This window comes from Tissierella pigra, assembly GCF_018917845.1.
Taxonomy (GTDB): Bacteria; Bacillota; Clostridia; order Tissierellales; family Tissierellaceae; genus Tissierella; species Tissierella pigra.
Genome location: NZ_JAHLPJ010000001.1, coordinates 2322691 through 2339685 on the forward strand (window position 1 = coordinate 2322691; position 16995 = coordinate 2339685).

Here is a 16995-nt window from a genome sequence, read left to right on the forward strand (position 1 = left end):
CAATTACCAAAATCTCTCTAGAATCCTTTTCATCTCCATATCAGTTCTTATATTTTTAGCTCCTAACCATTCATTGGGAAACAATGCCCTATATTCTCTAGTTCCATATCTATCATCTATAAGTAAAACAGCCCCTCTATCCTCTGGAGATCTGATTACCCTTCCTGCTGATTGTAAGACTTTGTTCATACCAGGGTATACATAGGCATATTCAAATCCTTCATCTAAATTATAAGTGAAATAATCCTTGATTATATTCCTTTCAAAACAAATTTGTGGTAGACCCACACCTACTATTATAGCTCCAATAAGCTTTTCTCCTGTTAAATCTATTCCTTCTGAGAAAATTCCACCCATTACTGCAAAGGCAATAAGCTCATTTCCTTCTTCAAATCTTAATAAGAATTCCTCTCTTTCTATTTCTGACATATTACCATCTTGAATAATTATATTTAAATTTTCATTTCTCTCCATCAAAATCTCATATACATTAGTCATATAAACATATGAAGGAAAGAATACAAAATAATTTCCTTTTTTAGCATAAATGAATGTTTCTATATGCCTTACAATATCTATATAGGTCCTTTCCCTATCTTTATATCTTGTGGAAATACTATTTGCCACCATTAAACATAGATTTTCCCTTGAAAAAGGTGAACTAAGTTTTATATGATAATCGTCTTTCTTTCCGCCTAATAATTCCATATGATAGTCTAATGGAGTTAAAGTCGCTGAAAAGAATATACTGCTTCTTCCCCTCTCTAAAGCTTCTCTTAATAAATAAGAGGAATCAACACAATATAATTTAAATATAATATCTTTATTATATTCTTTTATATAAGTTACATAATGACTATCATATAATTCACTGATTTTCACAAAAGTAGTTAAGTTAAAATAAAGCTCCAATACCTTTTCATATTCACTATGTTTTTTCTCTTCCATAAGCCAAGGTTCAAGAACTGTAATTACTCTTTTTATAGGATAGTATAAGTCAGATATTTCCTCTCTTTGGTAGTATTCTTTATCTATATCTAAATCATCTTTTACTTTGTTTAATATACTATTTATTTTACCTAGAGCTTTATATATAGGTGGATAATTTTCCTTAAAAATATCTCTTATTCCCAGTATACTAGATTTATTTATTTCAGTTGAAAACATTTCTCTTGACCTATCAACTAGATTGTGAGACTCATCTATTAAAAATATATAGTCTTCATTAGGATTTTCAAAAAATCTTTTTAAATATACTTGTGGATTAAAAACATAATTATAATCACATATAATTATATCTGCCCAAAGACTAATATCTAAAGAAAATTCAAAGGGACAAACATTATGCTTCAATCCATAGGAAACTATAGTATCCCTAGTGATTAAATCCTCATTTTCAAATATATCCATTATGGCTTCATTTACCCTATCATAATGTCCCTTTGCAAAACTACAGTCTCTAGGGTTACATTTTACTTCTTCATTTGCACAAATTTTTTCCTTAGCTGTAATTACAATCACTTTTACCCTAAGACCTTTTCTTATGAGAATTTCTGTAGAGGCAATTGGTACTTCTCTAGTTATGGTCTTGGCTGTAAGATAAAAAATTTTAGTTCCAGTACCTTCTCCAATGGCTTTAATGGAAGGAAATAATGTTGACATGGTTTTTCCTATGCCTGTAGGTGCTTGGGCAAATAGTTTTTTCCCTTCTTTTATGGTTTTATATGTGGCAACAGCTAGTTCTCTTTGACCTTTTCTATAGTTTTTAAAGGGAAATGATATTTCTTCTATGGATTTATCTCTAATTCCTCCCCAATAAAATGTAATACTAGCCCACTCTATATATTTATCTGTTAAATATAGAAAAAACTTTTCTAAATCTTCTTTAGTATATTCTCTTTTAAATATTTTCCTTTCCTCTGATTCTATATGAAAATATGTAAGTTGGATGTAAATATTATCTAGATTGTTTTGCAGACAGTATATATATCCATAGCATTTTGCTTGAGCCCAATGAAGTTCATTATAATCTTCTTTTATATCCTCCAAATCCTTAGTTGTACTTTTTATTTCATCTACTATTATTTCGTCTCCTAAGGTTAAAATGCCATCGGCCCTACCTTCTAATTGAATAGTAAAATCATCGTAATAGACATTGTGTTTTAATGTTACTTCCTTTTGGTATTCATAACCATAGGAATTCTGTACCTTTTGATGAGCCTTAGTTCCTTCTACTGCTCTAGACATGGACATAAAGCTAGTGTCTATGTCTCCAGTTCTTAATACAAACTCCACTAAATTTCTAACAGATATTTTAATTAAATTGCTCATACTATTTTCCTCTTATCTTTTTAAAATCATATAATATTTATTATACCAAAAGACACCCATAATAGGGTGCCTTTATATTAATTATTTGATTCCATTAAAATATCTTCATAATTTATTATACCTAAAGGGCTCATTCTAGCTCCAACTATGTCTTTTTTTGAAACTAGAGCTATTTTAGGATGAAAAATAGGTACCCATGGTGAGTCTTCTATAATAGTTTTCTGAATCTCTTTATATACTTCCATTTTCTTATTAGGATTTATTATTTCCTTTGCTTTATCCATTAACTCCATAACTTTAGAGTTATTATATCTTGTGAAGTTTGTCAGATTATTATAGTTAAATGAAGGCTGTAAATAATTGTCTGGATCTCCTGTATCTGCTATCCATCTACCAACAAATATATCACAATTTGAAATGACTTCTCTTGTATAATAGTTCTTAACATCTATTTTCTTCACTTCATAATTAATTCCCAATTCCTCTAAGTCCTTCAAAATATATTGACTCATTCTATAAAATATGGCATCTTCGGGTTCATCTCTTATAATTATTTTTAAAGCTCTACCTAAACTATATAGACCTTCTTTTTTTAATATATCCTTTGCTTTAGAAGAATTATAAGAGATATTAGTTAAACAACTATTATCAACTATTCTTGATGGAATAATCCCCTTTGCCTCTTGTCCTAACTCTCCTAATATATCATCTACTATTTTCTTTTTATTTATTGCCATATTTAATGCTTGTCTAGCTTCTTTACTCTTTGCGAAAGTTGAAGTACTTTCCATATTAAATCCTAAATAGTAAGTTCCTAAAACATCTGCCAAATAAATATTTGCATTTTCCATATTTTTAACTTTATTAAATTCATCCTTGCTATTGGCTGTAATAATATCATATTTTCCATCAACAAATCCTTCTAAATCATTATCATTTCTGTAGTTTATGACTATCTTTTCTTGATAAGGTATACCACCATAGTAATCTTTAAATGCTAGGAGACTACAATATTCATCTGTTACTTCCTCTAGAATATACGGTCCACAGCCTGTTATCTTACCTTGCTCCACATCTTCTTTTGCCAATATACAAGTACTAAACTGACCTAAGTTTAATAAAAATCCACTATATGGATTAATTAACTTAATTGATAGTCTATATCTATCTATTACTTTAACACCTATTACTTCACTGGCCTTACCAGTTGTATATTCTTTTGCACCTTCTATATGTTCTAAAAACCAAGTATTAGGAGAATTAAACCTTGGATTTAACATTCTTTCATAGGAATACTTCACATCATTGGCAGTTATTTCTCTTCCATTATGAAACTTTGTACCTTTCCTTAAAGAGAATGTCCAAGTAACTCCATCATCTTCCACATACCAAGACTTAGCCACTCCTGGAGAGATTTCTCCTGTTGAACCTATATATAGAAGTGCACCATAAATATTAAATAGAACTTGAGCACTTTCTTGGTCATGAGCTAGTTGAGGGTCAAATTCTATTGGTTTAGAATTGATACTAATATTTAACACATTTTCAGCAAGAACATCTGTATCAATTTCTTCCAACAGCTTATTTGATATACTATGCAAATCCTTCGATACTTCGGCTAATATTTTTAAGGAAGTCTTAGTATATTGAGTATTTAAAGATGCAATATCTACTAGAGATGTAACTCTTTTTGAAGTATCAGTCATATCTACAGTACAATCTATTACACTTTCTAAACTGGCAGTTTGTTTCGCTATTGCCTCGTTGATTTCTTCTGTTACCTTTGATGTAGTATTTATGGCATCGATTATCTCGTTAAAAACAATCATTGTATTATTAGCAATCTCTGCTCCTTCTTGAATCCTCAACATACTATCATCCATTGCCTTCATAGTATTTGTGATTTCTCCATTTATCTCTTGTATTGTTTTTGCTATTTGATCAGCAGAATGGGCACTGTTATCTGCAAGTTTTTTTACTTCGTTAGCTACAACAGCAAATCCACGGCCTGCATCTCCTGCTCGTGCAGCCTCTATAGAGGCATTAAGAGCCAATAAATTCGTATTATATGATATATTATTTATTACCTTTAACATTTCATCTATATGTTCTGATTTTTTATTTAAATTATTTACTACTTCTTTAGCATAAATAACGGATTTTTGAATTTCATTCATTGCATTAATAGAATTAGTCACTGCCTCATTTCCAGAGTTAGCAATATCCAATGTAGTTGCAGCAATTTGTCTTGAATTCTCTGTATTAGCAAAAACCTCTTCTGCCAATGCTGAATAAGTTCCCATTTCATTTACAACATTATTTATAGAATCCATTTGGACTTCCACATGGTCTGCTAAATCATATGTAATCTTAATTAAGTTATCTGTAGCAAAGGCTGTTTCATCTATTTTCATTGCTAATCTTTCAACAATATGCTGCTGATTCTTTTTTAAGATTCCTGCATCTTTAGAAAATTCTAATCTTGCCCCTTTATTTTCTTTTTCTACAGGCTCAATATTCCCTTGTTTTTTACCTTTTTTGATGAACTTTAACACTTGTATCCCCCCTGTGGAAAATTTGGATCATTATATATTATATACCAATTATATACCAAAACCCCCTGCTTGTCCTTATTAGTTTTGAAATATTTGAAAAAACCCTTTACCTTAATGCAGATAAAGGGTTTTATAACCATTTTTTATTTATCTTTTTTACATTGTAATCTCTATCACTTACCTTACAATAAGGACATTTTCTCACACCTAATTCCTTATCTTTTATAAATATTACTGGTTTAGAACAATATGGACACCATAATTCCTTAGGTCTTAGTTTTACATCCTTTGGAATATCTGAATCTGGGTTTTTATTGTTTATATTTATAATAGAAAACATATCTCTTTGTTCATTCACTTTATCACCAACTATATAAATTAATAAAAGAACCTATGTTCATTATTGTACTATATATAAATATTATTTACAAGTATATTTATAATTTCCATTCCTACTTTTGTGATATAACAAGCTGTAGATTTATAAAACTATCTTTATTCCCTAAAGTAATTTGCTTAATTCCTCATCTATTATACTTTTATCTAATCTTTCAAATAGAATACCAAATTCTTTTATTCTATTTCCTATTTCTATCTCTATATATTCCCAAGTATTAGAAGTACAATTTAACCAATCCTTAACCTTAACTGATGAAAATGGTAAAAAAGGCTGAAGTAGATTAGCTATATTTACTATGGCTACTAGACAATTGTAAATGGTATCAGTACATTTGATTTTATTTGTATTGATTGTAATCCAAGGAGCTGTATCATCAAAATATTTATTTATACTTCTAGTAAAATCAAATATTTTTTCTACTGATATTTTTAGGTTTCCACCTTCTATAAGAATTCCAATTTCTTTATACAAAGTATCAATATCTTCTTTTATTTTAGAATTTAACTGTCCTTTTGGCACTTCGCTATTAAAGTATTTTTTCAGAAATACCAAAGTTCTATTTACTAAATTTCCATATACTCCTAATAACTCTCCATTATTTTTATTAACAAATTCTCTCCAAGAGAAATCCGTATCCCTTTTTTCTGGACCATTGATTATGAAAAAATACCTCAGTGAATCAATATTATATTTTTCAATAATATCTGGAACCCATACTGCCCAATTATTACTAGTTGATATTTTCTTTCCTTCCAGGGTAACATATTCACTTGAAACTATATTATTAGGAAATTTATCAATATCCACACCTTTTAATAGTGATGGTAAAATTATTGTATGAAATGGTATATTATCTTTTCCGTGAATATAATATGATATAGCTTCATCATCCCAAAACCTTTTCCAGTCTTTAGGATTCTCCAGCCCCCATTTTTTGCTTAAAGTAAAATATCCTAATACTGCATCTACCCATACATAAACTTTTTTGTCCTCATATCCTTTTATTGGTATATCTATACCCCATGATAACTCTCTTGATATGGCTCTGTCTTGCAATCCTTCATTTAAATATCTTTCCGTATTATTTACTGCATTTATTCTCCAATCTTTTCTATTTTTATTTAGAGCATCTCTTATTTCCTTTTCAAAGTTTGATAGTCTAAAAAATAATTGTTTTACATTTTTAACCACTGGTTCACTGCCACAAAGTTTACATTTCCTTTCTTTAAGTTCCAGAGGTTCTAAAATAGTAGAACAAGCATCACATTGATCTCCCCTTGCAAGGTTTTTACATACTGGACATACACCTTCAATAAATCTATCAGCTAAAAACTGATTACACTCCTTACAAAATAGCTGTTCTACTTCTTTTTCATATATTAAATCATTGTCATATAATATTTTGATGATGTTTTGAACCTCTTTCTTATGATATTCATCATCAGTCCTAGAATATATATCATAAGAAAATCCTAATTTCTCAAAACAATATTTGAATTCATTATGATATTTATCTGTGATTTCTCTAGGGGATATATTTTCTCTTTTAGCCCTTATGGATATAGGTGTACCATGACAATCACTTCCCGATACATATAATACCTCCTCACCCTTTGCTCTAAAATATCTTGCTATAACATCTCCTGGCAGCAATGCTGCTATATGTCCTATATGCAGTGAGCCATTAGCATATGGCCATGCTCCTCCGATAAAAATATTCATAAATTTCCCTCCTATTATTTAAAAATAAATAAAAAAACTCTCAAACCTAAGAATCAATCCTAGGAACGAGAGTTTAATTTCGTGTTACCATCCTAATTTACCTATATCTCACGATATAGACCTCATCAAGTACGTCACAAATAATGTGATTATACTTTATCACTATAACGGGTGAACCCGTTGCAGCCTAAATCCTATGATTTCGGTGCACTACTCCAAGGCCATTTTCACTTTAATATTCTTTGCTCCTTCTCACCTAGTAGGAACTCTCTGTAAAAGTATTCTTAAAGCTACTTTCCTTTTCTTTGCATTTCAATTATTATGTGTATTATATTCTATATTATAACTAAAGTAAATAGAATCTATTTATTTTCTAGATTAGTTTCTTTTATATGTATGGAAAATAACTCCAACATATGCTATAATGGAATACGAAAATAATATATGACAGAGTAGATAACAAGCGTTAAGTGTTTGAGAATGGAACGTTGTCTCAAGACGAAAAGCCATGCTTGCGGTTTGTTATTGCGTTCACTGCCATAGGACTTCTTTCTTATGTGCAGGTCATAAAAGAAAGGAGTTTTTTTAATGGTTAAAAAAAGTATATTCACAACAAAGAAAATCGCTTACGCAGCTATTTTTATAGCAATATCTGTAGCGATTAACACCATGAGAATTGGAAGTATCAGCTTCGGAGGATTTCCAATAATATTTTCAGGATATGCTATGGGACCTTTAATGGGTTTTATAGTTGGGGGATTAGCAGATGTAGTAGGATTTTTAATTAGACCATCTGCAACAGCAGGATTTAATCCGCTGTTTACTTTGACATCTGCTTTAACTGGTGCTATCCCAGTAATTATAACAAAATTGCTAGGAGATAAATATCCAAACTACAAATTATGGAAAATTTTTATTGGTATTCTTATTGGACAAACTATAACCTCTGTAGTTATGGTACCTATATTTATCTCATTACTTACTGGTAAAAACACTGTATGGTACTATATTTACAGAGCAGCTGCAAAGCAAATAGTTTCAATCCCTATATATGCCATACTTTTAAAAGCAATAAATGATACAGTAACAAAGCATTTTGATTTTATATAATAATTGAAAATTTGAGATTTCGATTATTATATGTCAGCATATTTAAAAGAGCCCACCTCAACAGTGATGAAACAAATCACTTTTGGGTGGCTCTTTTTTTAGAGAGATTTTTTAATTAACTGCTACTTAACTTTAGCTGATAAAAAAGGTAAAAATGGATTAAGTAAATTACCTATATTTACTATGGCTACTAAGCAATTATAAATGGTAGTAGATCAATCTATTTAATTTCTATCCGTATCCGTCAAATATAGCACACCTATAAATAAAGTCCTATCTATGAGATAATTAGATCATCATAAATAGGACTTGTTCTATTTCTTGGTATTAAATAGTCTCCTACATTCCTCAGGCAATGTTTCTGACCAAGGAAGAAGGTGATCTAGGGCCTCCGGAGCAGTAAGTTTTGTATTCGGAAGCTGCTCAAATAAATATTTCAGATAGTAGAATGGATTCAGATTGTTCATTTTAGCTGTTTCTACTATACTATATATCATTGCACTAGCCTTTGCACCATGGGGTGATTTGCAGAAGAGATAGTTTTTTCGGCCTATCACAAATGGCTTTATAGCTCGTTCTGCGCCGTTATTACTTAGTTCACATTGTCCATCTTTTAGTATATTATTGAATAGTTCCCAGTTTGATAAACTATAGTTGATTGCTTGTCCAAGCTTGCTTTTCTTTACAATCTTAGGCTGAACTTCTTGAAGCCATGACAAATAGGCCTCTAATACAGGCTTTAATTCAATATTTCTAATCTTTTGCCGTTCATCAAGGGATAAATCCTTCCACTTTGATTCTAGGTGAAACATTTGTCTGAAATATTTTAATGCTTTATGGGCATTAGTGGATTCAATTTCCGCTTCCTTTGGAAGTATCTTAAGGGCATCCGTATAGTAGCGTCTTGCGTGAGCTAGGCAGCCTACTCTAGTTATGTCCTCCACAGAATTATATCCTGCATAATCATCCGATTGCAAAAAACCATGAAATCCCTCAAGAAATTTCCTTGCATGTTTACCGCTTCTGGAGGGCTGATATTCATACAATGAGATCTTTCTCCCAAAGTTACCACTTTTGTAAAGCCACATGTATGACTTGCTGTCAGTAGGTTTGCCATCTTTGGTTAGAACTCTAAGGGGACTCTCATCAGCCTGTATAAAGGTTTCTTTTAGTAACTCTTTTCTCAATCTTTCAAAGAGTGATTCAAGCCAAAGTTCAGAAGCCTTTATTATCCAGTTGGACATATTCTGTTTTGAGATTTCTATTCCAAAGTCTCTAAATATCTTCTCCTGTCTATCTAAAGGAAGTGCTGCAAAGTATTTTTGGTACATTAAATATGCGATTAAACTTGGCGAAGCAAAACTACCTGATATTACAGGAGCTGGCATAGGCGCTGTAATGATAGGAGTCTTATCAGCTGTTTTCTCACATTGTCTACAGGAATATACTTTTCTAACGTGCTCAACGATACATACCTGAGCAGGTATAACTTTAAGCTCTTTTCTTATTTCAACTGACATTTCATGAATCTTAGAATTACATTCTCCACAAACCTGTTCTTCCTCCGGAATTTGGTATTCTATTCTCTCTATCGGAAGATCTTCAAAGGATGGTTTATTGGTCCCTCTCTTTTTACTTCTTTCATAAGTAATTTTTTCAAGAACCAGTTCTTCTTTCTCAGGTCTCTGAGTAATCTCAGCTTCATTAAAAAATGAGATTTGCTCTTCATCAAAACTATCGCTGGATTTACCATATTTCTTAGCTGAATTCAGCTTAAATTGCTCCTCATACCATTTAATCTTGGCATTTGCTATTTCCAGTTCATGTTGAAGCTTTGCATTCTCATTTTTAAGGTCATCATTATTAAGTTGTAATTCTTTGACTTCAGTTATATTCTTCATACTAGTATTATACTATATCTCGAAGTACAAAAAAAGCTTTATTTGCATGGGAATTGAAGATTTTTCTAGATTAAAATACGTTCATATGAAGGTTTATGAGCATTTTCTTGGTCAATGCTTAACCCATCCAGAAGCCAACGGAATTGCCTTTCACTAATTGAGACAGACCCACCACTTCCTTTTTGTGGCCATTTAAAATTTCCACTTTCAAGTCTTTTGTAATGTATCCAAAAACCATTGTTATCCCAAACTAAGATTTTGATGAGGTTCTGTCTTTTATTGCAAAATCCAAATAAATGAGTTGAGAAAGGATCCATTTGTAGGACATGTTCTACGATGAGAGCAAGTCCATCAATAGATTTCCTAAGATCAGTGGAGCCTAGGGCAAGATGGACTTTCTCAATTGATATCTGTTTTATCATAACTTTTTAAGGGTCTTAATCAGCTTAAGAAGTAGTACCTCATCATAATCATTTGTTATGGCTAACCTTACATCTTTAATCTCAAGTGTCACAGCTGGGGAAGCTTGATCTTCTGCAATTGAAACACAGGCAAATTCAAATGCATCAGATGAATTAACAGGCTTAGTGAATGAGTTATTATCAAGCTTTCTAAGCCAATATCTAAGTGAGCTGACCTTGATATTATTTTTTTCACACCATGTAGTTTGATTAAGGTTGCTGGACTTAAACTCTTCCACACGCTGAGTCCATAGTTCTTTGTTTTCATTTAGCTTCATAAAGAAAAATACACCTCCAGTTAATATCTTGGGTGTATTATCTCATGATCTTAAATTCTATTCTATGTGGGTTATATTTGACGCTTACGATAGAATATTGGAAATAATAGCTGTACCTTTTACAACATTTTCCTTCACTCTAGGAGCCTTTGAAGGATTAGATGGATATTTTTTTCCATCAAATTTCATTCTGGCATAAGAAAATTCTGTCCCTCCACCTGCTACCTGCATTATAATATCATTCCACCCATTTGTTTTATCTTCACTTACTATAATTGGATTTCTTGCTAATGTGAATTTAGATATTATTTCATAGCCTTTTTCCTCAATTATTAAAGCTGTAGAACCACCTGAACCTGATACAGATTGTCCTAATAAGTAAACGAAGATTTCTTTTTTGCCATCTCCATTAATATCAATATAGTTATAAGAATATGCAACCTTTCCATCTTGATTTTTATCATACTTTAAATAATCTATAATAGCTTTTTCTAATTTTTCATTTCTTTGAGTTTCAGAAGATTTATATTTAATAATTGAAAAATCTATTGTATTTGATTTGAATTCTATTATCTCATCTTCATTTATTATTTGATTCATCTTATCTATTAAATCCTCTGTAATTTTATTACCATTTTTAGCTATTTCCTCTGTATAAGTCTTCAATATATCATGTAATACTAAATGCTCATAATTTTCCATTGCCTTATTATAACTTTTAAGGATATCAGAATTCATCTTATGATTTACAAGATCATGGGTGGAGAAAATATATCCTCTTAGATACCATTCATGCATTTGATTTACTTCTGGTAGATATTTAGAATAAGGATACATTAACATAAACTCTTCCATAGCTGCAATTCTTGAAGCCATTTCATCTAATGGTATTTGAACATATTCTTCAGAAAATCCTGGCTTATTCGATTCTGCTGTAAATATCTTTAAATAATCATTTATCTCACTACTTACGGAATCACTAAAATTTAAAAGTTTCTCATAATCTATAATGAAATAGTAACTTCCTTCCGCTGTAGCCACTTTTAATCCCATACTGTTGGCATTTAGAAGTAATTTTTTCAAATCTTTTTCCTTTGGAAAAATAGAAGTATTTTTAATAATATTTACATCATTTAAATCAGTAGCTTTCAATTTATATGTTTTCATGATTCCTTGATTTTCAAACATTTTATATTTTTCCTGATATTTATTGAAGGTAGTATTCATTAAACTAAGTTCTTCATTTAAAGCTGACAAATATGTCCTAACTCCTTCACTATTATCTCTTATAGAAAGTTTATCTTTATTTTCATTTAAATAATCAAATGCTTTTGATAAATTCCCTTTATTTATAAATTCATTATAATTAGATATTATTTTTTTATCTGTTTTTTCTTCTTTATATTCTCCTACTTTCTCACATTTCACAAAATTAACTCCATCTTTTCCATCCCATTTATACCATATATTAATCTTTTCTGAGTTGACAGAACTACTGTCGGCAGATTCAGGATCAATTTCTTGTATGGAAAATTCAAGTATTCCATCTTTATCAATATCTTTTATCTCTCCATTTGGATATACTGATAAAAGATTTGCCTTTTTAGGGCTTATTCTATTAACTAATTTATCATTCTCAAGAGTAAAAAGATAAAATTGTCCTGAATGGGCTCCTACATTGGAATTTATAAAAATCGCATTTTTTCCTGTTTTCCCTTCTCCTATAATTATATTTTCAACTCCATTGTCATAATTCATAGAAACTCTATCTATTTCCTTATACTCACCATCTTTATATTTATATAATACTAATGTACCTTCATCATCCATCTTGCTGAAATCTCTTTGTTCATACACTATAATTTCAGGAATGTTATCTCCATCTAAATTACCGATATTAAAATGTTTACCTATTTTTCTACTATCGTCTTTACTATATTTTGTCAATAAGCTGGTTCCTAACTTATTTGCCAATTCAATATACTTGGAATCTTTCATATAGTCATGATTATTATCATTTTTATTAATAATTGCAGATATTGAGTTTTGTAATCTGTCACTTGCTTTAGTCTGTTCTGCCATAGCTGTAATTCCATTCAAATGTCCCAGTGATACTTGTGGTAGTGGTGCAATAGCTATAGTAAAACCTAATGTAACTGAAGCAATTCTTCTTATTTTCTGTCTCGTTTTTTATTCTCCTTTTTTTATTGAATTAACTTTATTATATAACTAAGGAATTTGGAAGTATTTACAAAAAAATTACATAATAATTACATAATAGAATCAATTTAAACTAATGCTCTTTTTATCTCGCATTTCACTCTTAGAATGATAAATCCTTAACTTCTTGAATACAAAGATTGAGATTTCCAAACTGCTATAATATTTTCTAAAATCGTTTATTTCCTTTTGTATATGATCATGCTCCTCCGACAAAAATATTTATAAACTTCCCTTCTATTATTTAAAAATAAATAAAAACTCTCGAACTAAGAGTTATTCCTAGATCAAGAGTTTGATTTAATTTTACCTTTTATTATTAATATTATAAAAAACTTCTAAATCAACACAGGATTACTAACTAAATCATTATTATCAATTTTAGACTCTCTGTATATTTGTGCAACTTCATCATAGCCCTTGTTAATTATATTTTTTACATTAGATGCAGAACTTTGTACAGTATTTGCTATTTCGCTACTTGCTGATTTTACTTCAGATGCTATAGTTTTTACGGAATCTACAACTTCCTTTGCTACTGATACAATAGCACTCTTAACTATTCTAATTTTAGATTCTGAATTTTTAACAGTCTCTACTATATTACTATAATGCTCTTTTATATTATTGCTGCCTGTTGAAAATGTATTTGGTATTCTCTTTATAGGTTCCTTTATAGAGTTTATACCTGCTTTTATAAGTCCTATGGTTTCTATTCCTTTTTTCAGAATTCCATTATTCGGATTATTTATTGTTCCTTTAATATTGTTTACTGTAATTCCAATATTCCCTACTATACTTGCAACATCCTCACCTATAGAAACCGATGTTTTCAATGATTCCCCAACTATAGAAGTAGCTGAACTTAAGATTTCCTTAGAGGCTTGTTGCAACTCTGAAACTGTCGTTGATACTTCTTTATAAGTATTAGATATCTTTGAGATAGTTTCAGTTTTTTTATCCTCAATTGTTTGTACAACATTCTGTATGCTTTTACCCACTGAATTAAAAGTATCTTTTATAACATTTGAAGCTAAAAACACAGTATTCTTTACACCTTCACCTATGGATACTGCTGTCTTTGTAACATTTTTCACAGTATCCAATGTCATAGAAATAGACTCCGATATTGAATTTAAAAAAGAACCTATGGAACTTTTAGTTGTATTCTTTACATTAGTATCAACCTCTTTAATATTAACAGTATTTTTCATAATTAATTCTCTATATTCATTTTCAACGGTTTTAACACTGCTAGTCATATTTGTTTTGCAATTTTCATTATCATTTTTCTTAGGTTTATATATATTACTGTTATTTACATAGTTTAGGTCATTAATACTATTAATAGATTTTATCATCCTTTTCAACCCCTTTTCTAATCAATATTTTATTTCTCCCTGTGATGAATATGAACTTGATTCTGTAATAGTAAATTGATCCTCTAAAATAAATTCTCCATCTATAAATAATTTCATTGTCCAAACTCCACAAGGATACTGTCGTCCTTTATCCTCTAAATCCATCCAAAACCACATCTTTATTGGCTTGTCCTCTCCCTGTGGTGTAAATAAATTGTTTTCTGTAATTTGAAACAAATCCATTTTAGGGGTATACCATACTGTTGTCACTGTATGTAACCCTGTTACTTTGGTAAATTCAAATCTTGTTATTACTTTCTTATCCAAGAAGATATTGAATCTTTTCTTATTAGCAACAACTTCTTCCTTTGCAACTGAACTTATATTATATTTATCCAAATGCACCGTATATTGAGTATTATTATAAAGTCTTTCTTCTTGATCATTAATAATAATTACTGACCAAAGTTCTTCGTTATCATCAGGCAAATATATATTAGCTGTCGGATCATTAAGCTTCAACTCTCCATTTATAAGAAATTTATATCTATGTTCTCCTGGGGGAAGGTTATGTCCAAAAATCCAAGTATTGCCCTCTTTTATCATTTGTCCTTTTTTAGAATCATAGCCATTAAATTCACCTATAACAGATATAGTATGTATATTTAAGTACTCATTTTCTTCATATTTAAAATTTATTTTCATACTATTCCTCCTTCCACATATCTTATTGAATTCCATAATAAAATAAATTAAGTTATAAAGATTATCGGCAAATATTGGAATTTGTTGAGTTTATTGGTATAAAAATTGTTTAATTTATGTCATACGTTAACTTATCTAATTAAAACTAATACCCTTAACACTTGCCAGCTACGATACTCATTTGCAATGGAATATTAATACTAAATATCAAAAAACTCCTATATATATATCTTTGCTATTAAAATATTAACTGGTTTTTCAGATCTTAGTTTTAGATTTAGAATATTGTTATTAGATCTAACTAGAAGAGTCTGAAATGGGCTAATAGGCTTTGTATCTTCCTTGATATCAACATACACCTCATTATCACAAGCATATATAAAATAAAAGACTTCCTTAAAATCAGATGGAACTTCTTCTACTATTAAACACTCTTTATCTATATAAATACTCTCAAGTTGTCCTTCAACTCCGTCTCTAAGCATCAAATTAAAATCCCTTGCCATACCATAGCTAGTAGTATCTATTCCCCCATCAAATTCGTATACTTCAAAGGGTTTTAGATTGATATATTTTTTGTGATTATGTGTTAATTTAAGCCCATTATCAAGTGATGTAATAAATCTATTTACTCCTTCTAATTTAGTAAACTCTGATTTTTCTAATTCTACTGTTGCAGAGCTTAATCTGAATTTAAAATTAAGCTCTTTATAATTTGAACCTTCTGGATAGATAAATATTTGAGTAGTCTTACCTCCTGACCATTCTGTCATTATATAATCATCTTCTTTAATTAATCTTGTCTTAATCTCCATTCTATTCTCCTTATTATTTTCATAGTCTTGCACATGATACATAACTGTCTAATATGCTGAAAAACTTATAATATGTATATATTTTATAACAGATAATTTGAAATCGCCACTATAAGTTTGATTTTCAACTGATATGCCTTCAATCCCTTCTTACAATATGCCACTACACTTTTTAGCAGTGGAAAAAATCGTCTATATGTTATAACATACAGACGATTTTTATCATTTCATTTTATTTCTTTTTAACAGGGTAGCATACTTCCGTTACTAATTCTTCTGGATTCTGTGTTTCATAAGGACTAACATGGTAAATGCAGAAGGACAAACCATTAAATTCATATCCATTATCTCGAATCCAATTGGCTACAGCTTCATTCACTTCTATAACTTGGTCATAACTTCCTTTGTAAGTAGCTGAAGCAATTTGAATTGGCGCAACGGTCTTAAATTTAACATTTTCAGTGTCCTTATAGTTTCCACGGACTGATTTCTGAACTTCTATATCCACGTTGCTTTCCTTATACTCTCCATCATGAAAGATAGCTAAAGTATAACATGGGTCACCATCTTGCATATGAAGAGACGCTGTTTCTTCCATGAGAATATTCCAAAGCATTCCTTCTTGCTCATAGTTAGGAATTATCTTACGTACACTTGCCACATATCTTTCAGGAAGCTCTTTTAACGTTACATTATAATTCATTGTCTTATCATCCTTTCCAAGTCTCTGAATAGTAGTCTCAATGAGCAGTAAACGTCGATGGATTTCCTCCGCTTGTTCTTGAATTTCTGTCTGTTTTAATAATAAATATTCCTTTAGAGCTTGTGGATTTTCATAACTTTTCAGTATTTTAGAAACAGATGCCAAGCTAAATCCCATATCTTTTAGTGCATTAATACGACCTGCAAGAGGCAATTGTGCTTCGCTGTAATATCTATAACCTGTAAAATCATCTATACTCTCTGGAATAAGTAAACCAATCTCATCATAATGACGTAGCATTCTTATACTGATCATTGATAGTTTTGAAAAATCACCTATTTTTAACATTTATCTTACCTCACATATATGTGTTTTTTGAGCTCAATTATAGTATAAAGCATACCATAGTGTAAGAGTCAACAGATAATTTAAA

At 30.1% G+C, this 16995-nt stretch carries 13 protein-coding genes, 1 riboswitch and 1 other annotated feature; of the genes, 1 reads left to right on the plus strand and 12 read right to left on the minus strand.

Annotated features, from left to right (window positions below; genetic code table 11):
- Positions 1 to 3: 3 nt before the first annotated feature.
- The 4 genes from KQI41_RS11360 to metG all read right to left on the minus strand — a co-directional run bounded on the left by KQI41_RS11360 (position 4) and on the right by metG (position 7008).
- Entirely contained in the window at positions 4 to 2331 is a 2328-nt protein-coding gene (locus tag KQI41_RS11360) for an ATP-dependent DNA helicase (RefSeq protein ID WP_154441206.1), read from the minus strand.
- Positions 2332 to 2408: 77 nt separating this feature from the next.
- Positions 2409 to 4886 carry an ABC transporter substrate-binding protein gene (locus KQI41_RS11365; protein WP_216585332.1) on the minus strand — a complete coding sequence of 826 codons (2478 nt, stop codon included), beginning with the start codon at positions 4884 to 4886 and terminating at the stop codon, positions 2409 to 2411.
- Between the two features lie 130 nt (positions 4887 to 5016).
- Positions 5017 to 5244, minus strand: coding sequence for a hypothetical protein (locus KQI41_RS11370; RefSeq protein ID WP_154441204.1), 228 nt, complete (start codon positions 5242 to 5244; stop codon positions 5017 to 5019).
- Between the two features lie 144 nt (positions 5245 to 5388).
- The gene (gene metG, locus KQI41_RS11375; protein WP_154441202.1) at positions 5389 to 7008 is read right to left on the minus strand and encodes a methionine--tRNA ligase; all 1620 of its coding nucleotides are present in this window, start codon (positions 7006 to 7008) and stop codon (positions 5389 to 5391) included.
- Between the two features lie 58 nt (positions 7009 to 7066).
- Positions 7067 to 7323: a binding site (T-box leader), on the minus strand.
- Between the two features lie 131 nt (positions 7324 to 7454).
- A riboswitch (THF riboswitch) is annotated at positions 7455 to 7547 on the plus strand.
- A gap of 49 nt (positions 7548 to 7596) precedes the next feature.
- Between metG and KQI41_RS11380 the strand changes: the two genes are divergently transcribed.
- Positions 7597 to 8118 carry a folate family ECF transporter S component gene (locus tag KQI41_RS11380; protein WP_154441200.1) on the plus strand — a complete coding sequence of 174 codons (522 nt, stop codon included), beginning with the start codon at positions 7597 to 7599 and terminating at the stop codon, positions 8116 to 8118.
- 314 nt (positions 8119 to 8432) lie between these two features.
- Here the strand turns inward: KQI41_RS11380 and tnpC are convergent, their stop codons facing one another.
- From tnpC to KQI41_RS11420, 8 genes are all read right to left on the minus strand, one after another.
- A complete protein-coding gene (gene tnpC, locus KQI41_RS11385; RefSeq protein WP_216585333.1) occupies positions 8433 to 10019 on the minus strand; it encodes an IS66 family transposase in 1587 nt (528 codons plus the stop codon).
- Between the two features lie 65 nt (positions 10020 to 10084).
- Positions 10085 to 10441 (minus strand): IS66 family insertion sequence element accessory protein TnpB, encoded by a 357-nt coding sequence (tnpB, locus tag KQI41_RS19395; protein WP_154441196.1) that lies wholly within the window; start codon positions 10439 to 10441, stop codon positions 10085 to 10087.
- Positions 10438 to 10758: an IS66 family insertion sequence element accessory protein TnpA gene (tnpA, locus tag KQI41_RS11395; RefSeq protein WP_154441194.1), complete on the minus strand. Its 321-nt coding sequence runs from the start codon at positions 10756 to 10758 to the stop codon at positions 10438 to 10440. Before tnpA ends, tnpB begins: the two co-directional genes overlap by 4 nt.
- Positions 10759 to 10842: 84 nt before the next feature.
- Complete coding sequence (locus KQI41_RS11400; protein ID WP_154441192.1) at positions 10843 to 12840, minus strand: hypothetical protein; 1998 nt, start codon at positions 12838 to 12840, stop codon at positions 10843 to 10845.
- Positions 12841 to 13316: 476 nt separating this feature from the next.
- Positions 13317 to 14339: a phage tail family protein gene (locus tag KQI41_RS11405; RefSeq protein WP_154441190.1), complete on the minus strand. Its 1023-nt coding sequence runs from the start codon at positions 14337 to 14339 to the stop codon at positions 13317 to 13319.
- Positions 14340 to 14360: 21 nt separating this feature from the next.
- The gene (locus KQI41_RS11410) at positions 14361 to 15044 is read right to left on the minus strand and encodes an early set domain-containing protein (protein ID WP_154441188.1); all 684 of its coding nucleotides are present in this window, start codon (positions 15042 to 15044) and stop codon (positions 14361 to 14363) included.
- Positions 15045 to 15262: 218 nt separating this feature from the next.
- Positions 15263 to 15859: a HutD family protein gene (locus tag KQI41_RS11415; protein ID WP_195838002.1), complete on the minus strand. Its 597-nt coding sequence runs from the start codon at positions 15857 to 15859 to the stop codon at positions 15263 to 15265.
- A 232-nt stretch (positions 15860 to 16091) separates the two neighbouring features.
- Positions 16092 to 16910: a MerR family transcriptional regulator gene (locus KQI41_RS11420; RefSeq protein WP_154441184.1), complete on the minus strand. Its 819-nt coding sequence runs from the start codon at positions 16908 to 16910 to the stop codon at positions 16092 to 16094.
- Positions 16911 to 16995: the final 85 nt, after the last annotated feature.

Excerpts from the sequence above, each read along its gene's own strand:
- KQI41_RS11410 (WP_154441188.1), bottom strand. The coding sequence starts at position 15,044 with ATGAAAATAAATTTTAAATATGAAGAAAATGAGTACTTAAATATACAT.
- KQI41_RS11420 (WP_154441184.1), bottom strand. The coding sequence starts at position 16,910 with ATGTTAAAAATAGGTGATTTTTCAAAACTATCAATGATCAGTATAAGA.
- KQI41_RS11405 (WP_154441190.1), bottom strand. The coding sequence starts at position 14,339 with ATGATAAAATCTATTAATAGTATTAATGACCTAAACTATGTAAATAAC.
- tnpC (WP_216585333.1), bottom strand. The coding sequence starts at position 10,019 with ATGAAGAATATAACTGAAGTCAAAGAATTACAACTTAATAATGATGAC.
- KQI41_RS11380 (WP_154441200.1), top strand. The coding sequence starts at position 7,597 with ATGGTTAAAAAAAGTATATTCACAACAAAGAAAATCGCTTACGCAGCT.
- KQI41_RS11360 (WP_154441206.1), bottom strand. The coding sequence starts at position 2,331 with ATGAGCAATTTAATTAAAATATCTGTTAGAAATTTAGTGGAGTTTGTA.
- tnpA (WP_154441194.1), bottom strand. The coding sequence starts at position 10,758 with ATGAAGCTAAATGAAAACAAAGAACTATGGACTCAGCGTGTGGAAGAG.
- metG (WP_154441202.1), bottom strand. The coding sequence starts at position 7,008 with ATGAATATTTTTATCGGAGGAGCATGGCCATATGCTAATGGCTCACTG.
- tnpB (WP_154441196.1), bottom strand. The coding sequence starts at position 10,441 with ATGATAAAACAGATATCAATTGAGAAAGTCCATCTTGCCCTAGGCTCC.
- KQI41_RS11415 (WP_195838002.1), bottom strand. The coding sequence starts at position 15,859 with ATGGAGATTAAGACAAGATTAATTAAAGAAGATGATTATATAATGACA.
- KQI41_RS11400 (WP_154441192.1), bottom strand. The coding sequence starts at position 12,840 with ATGGCAGAACAGACTAAAGCAAGTGACAGATTACAAAACTCAATATCT.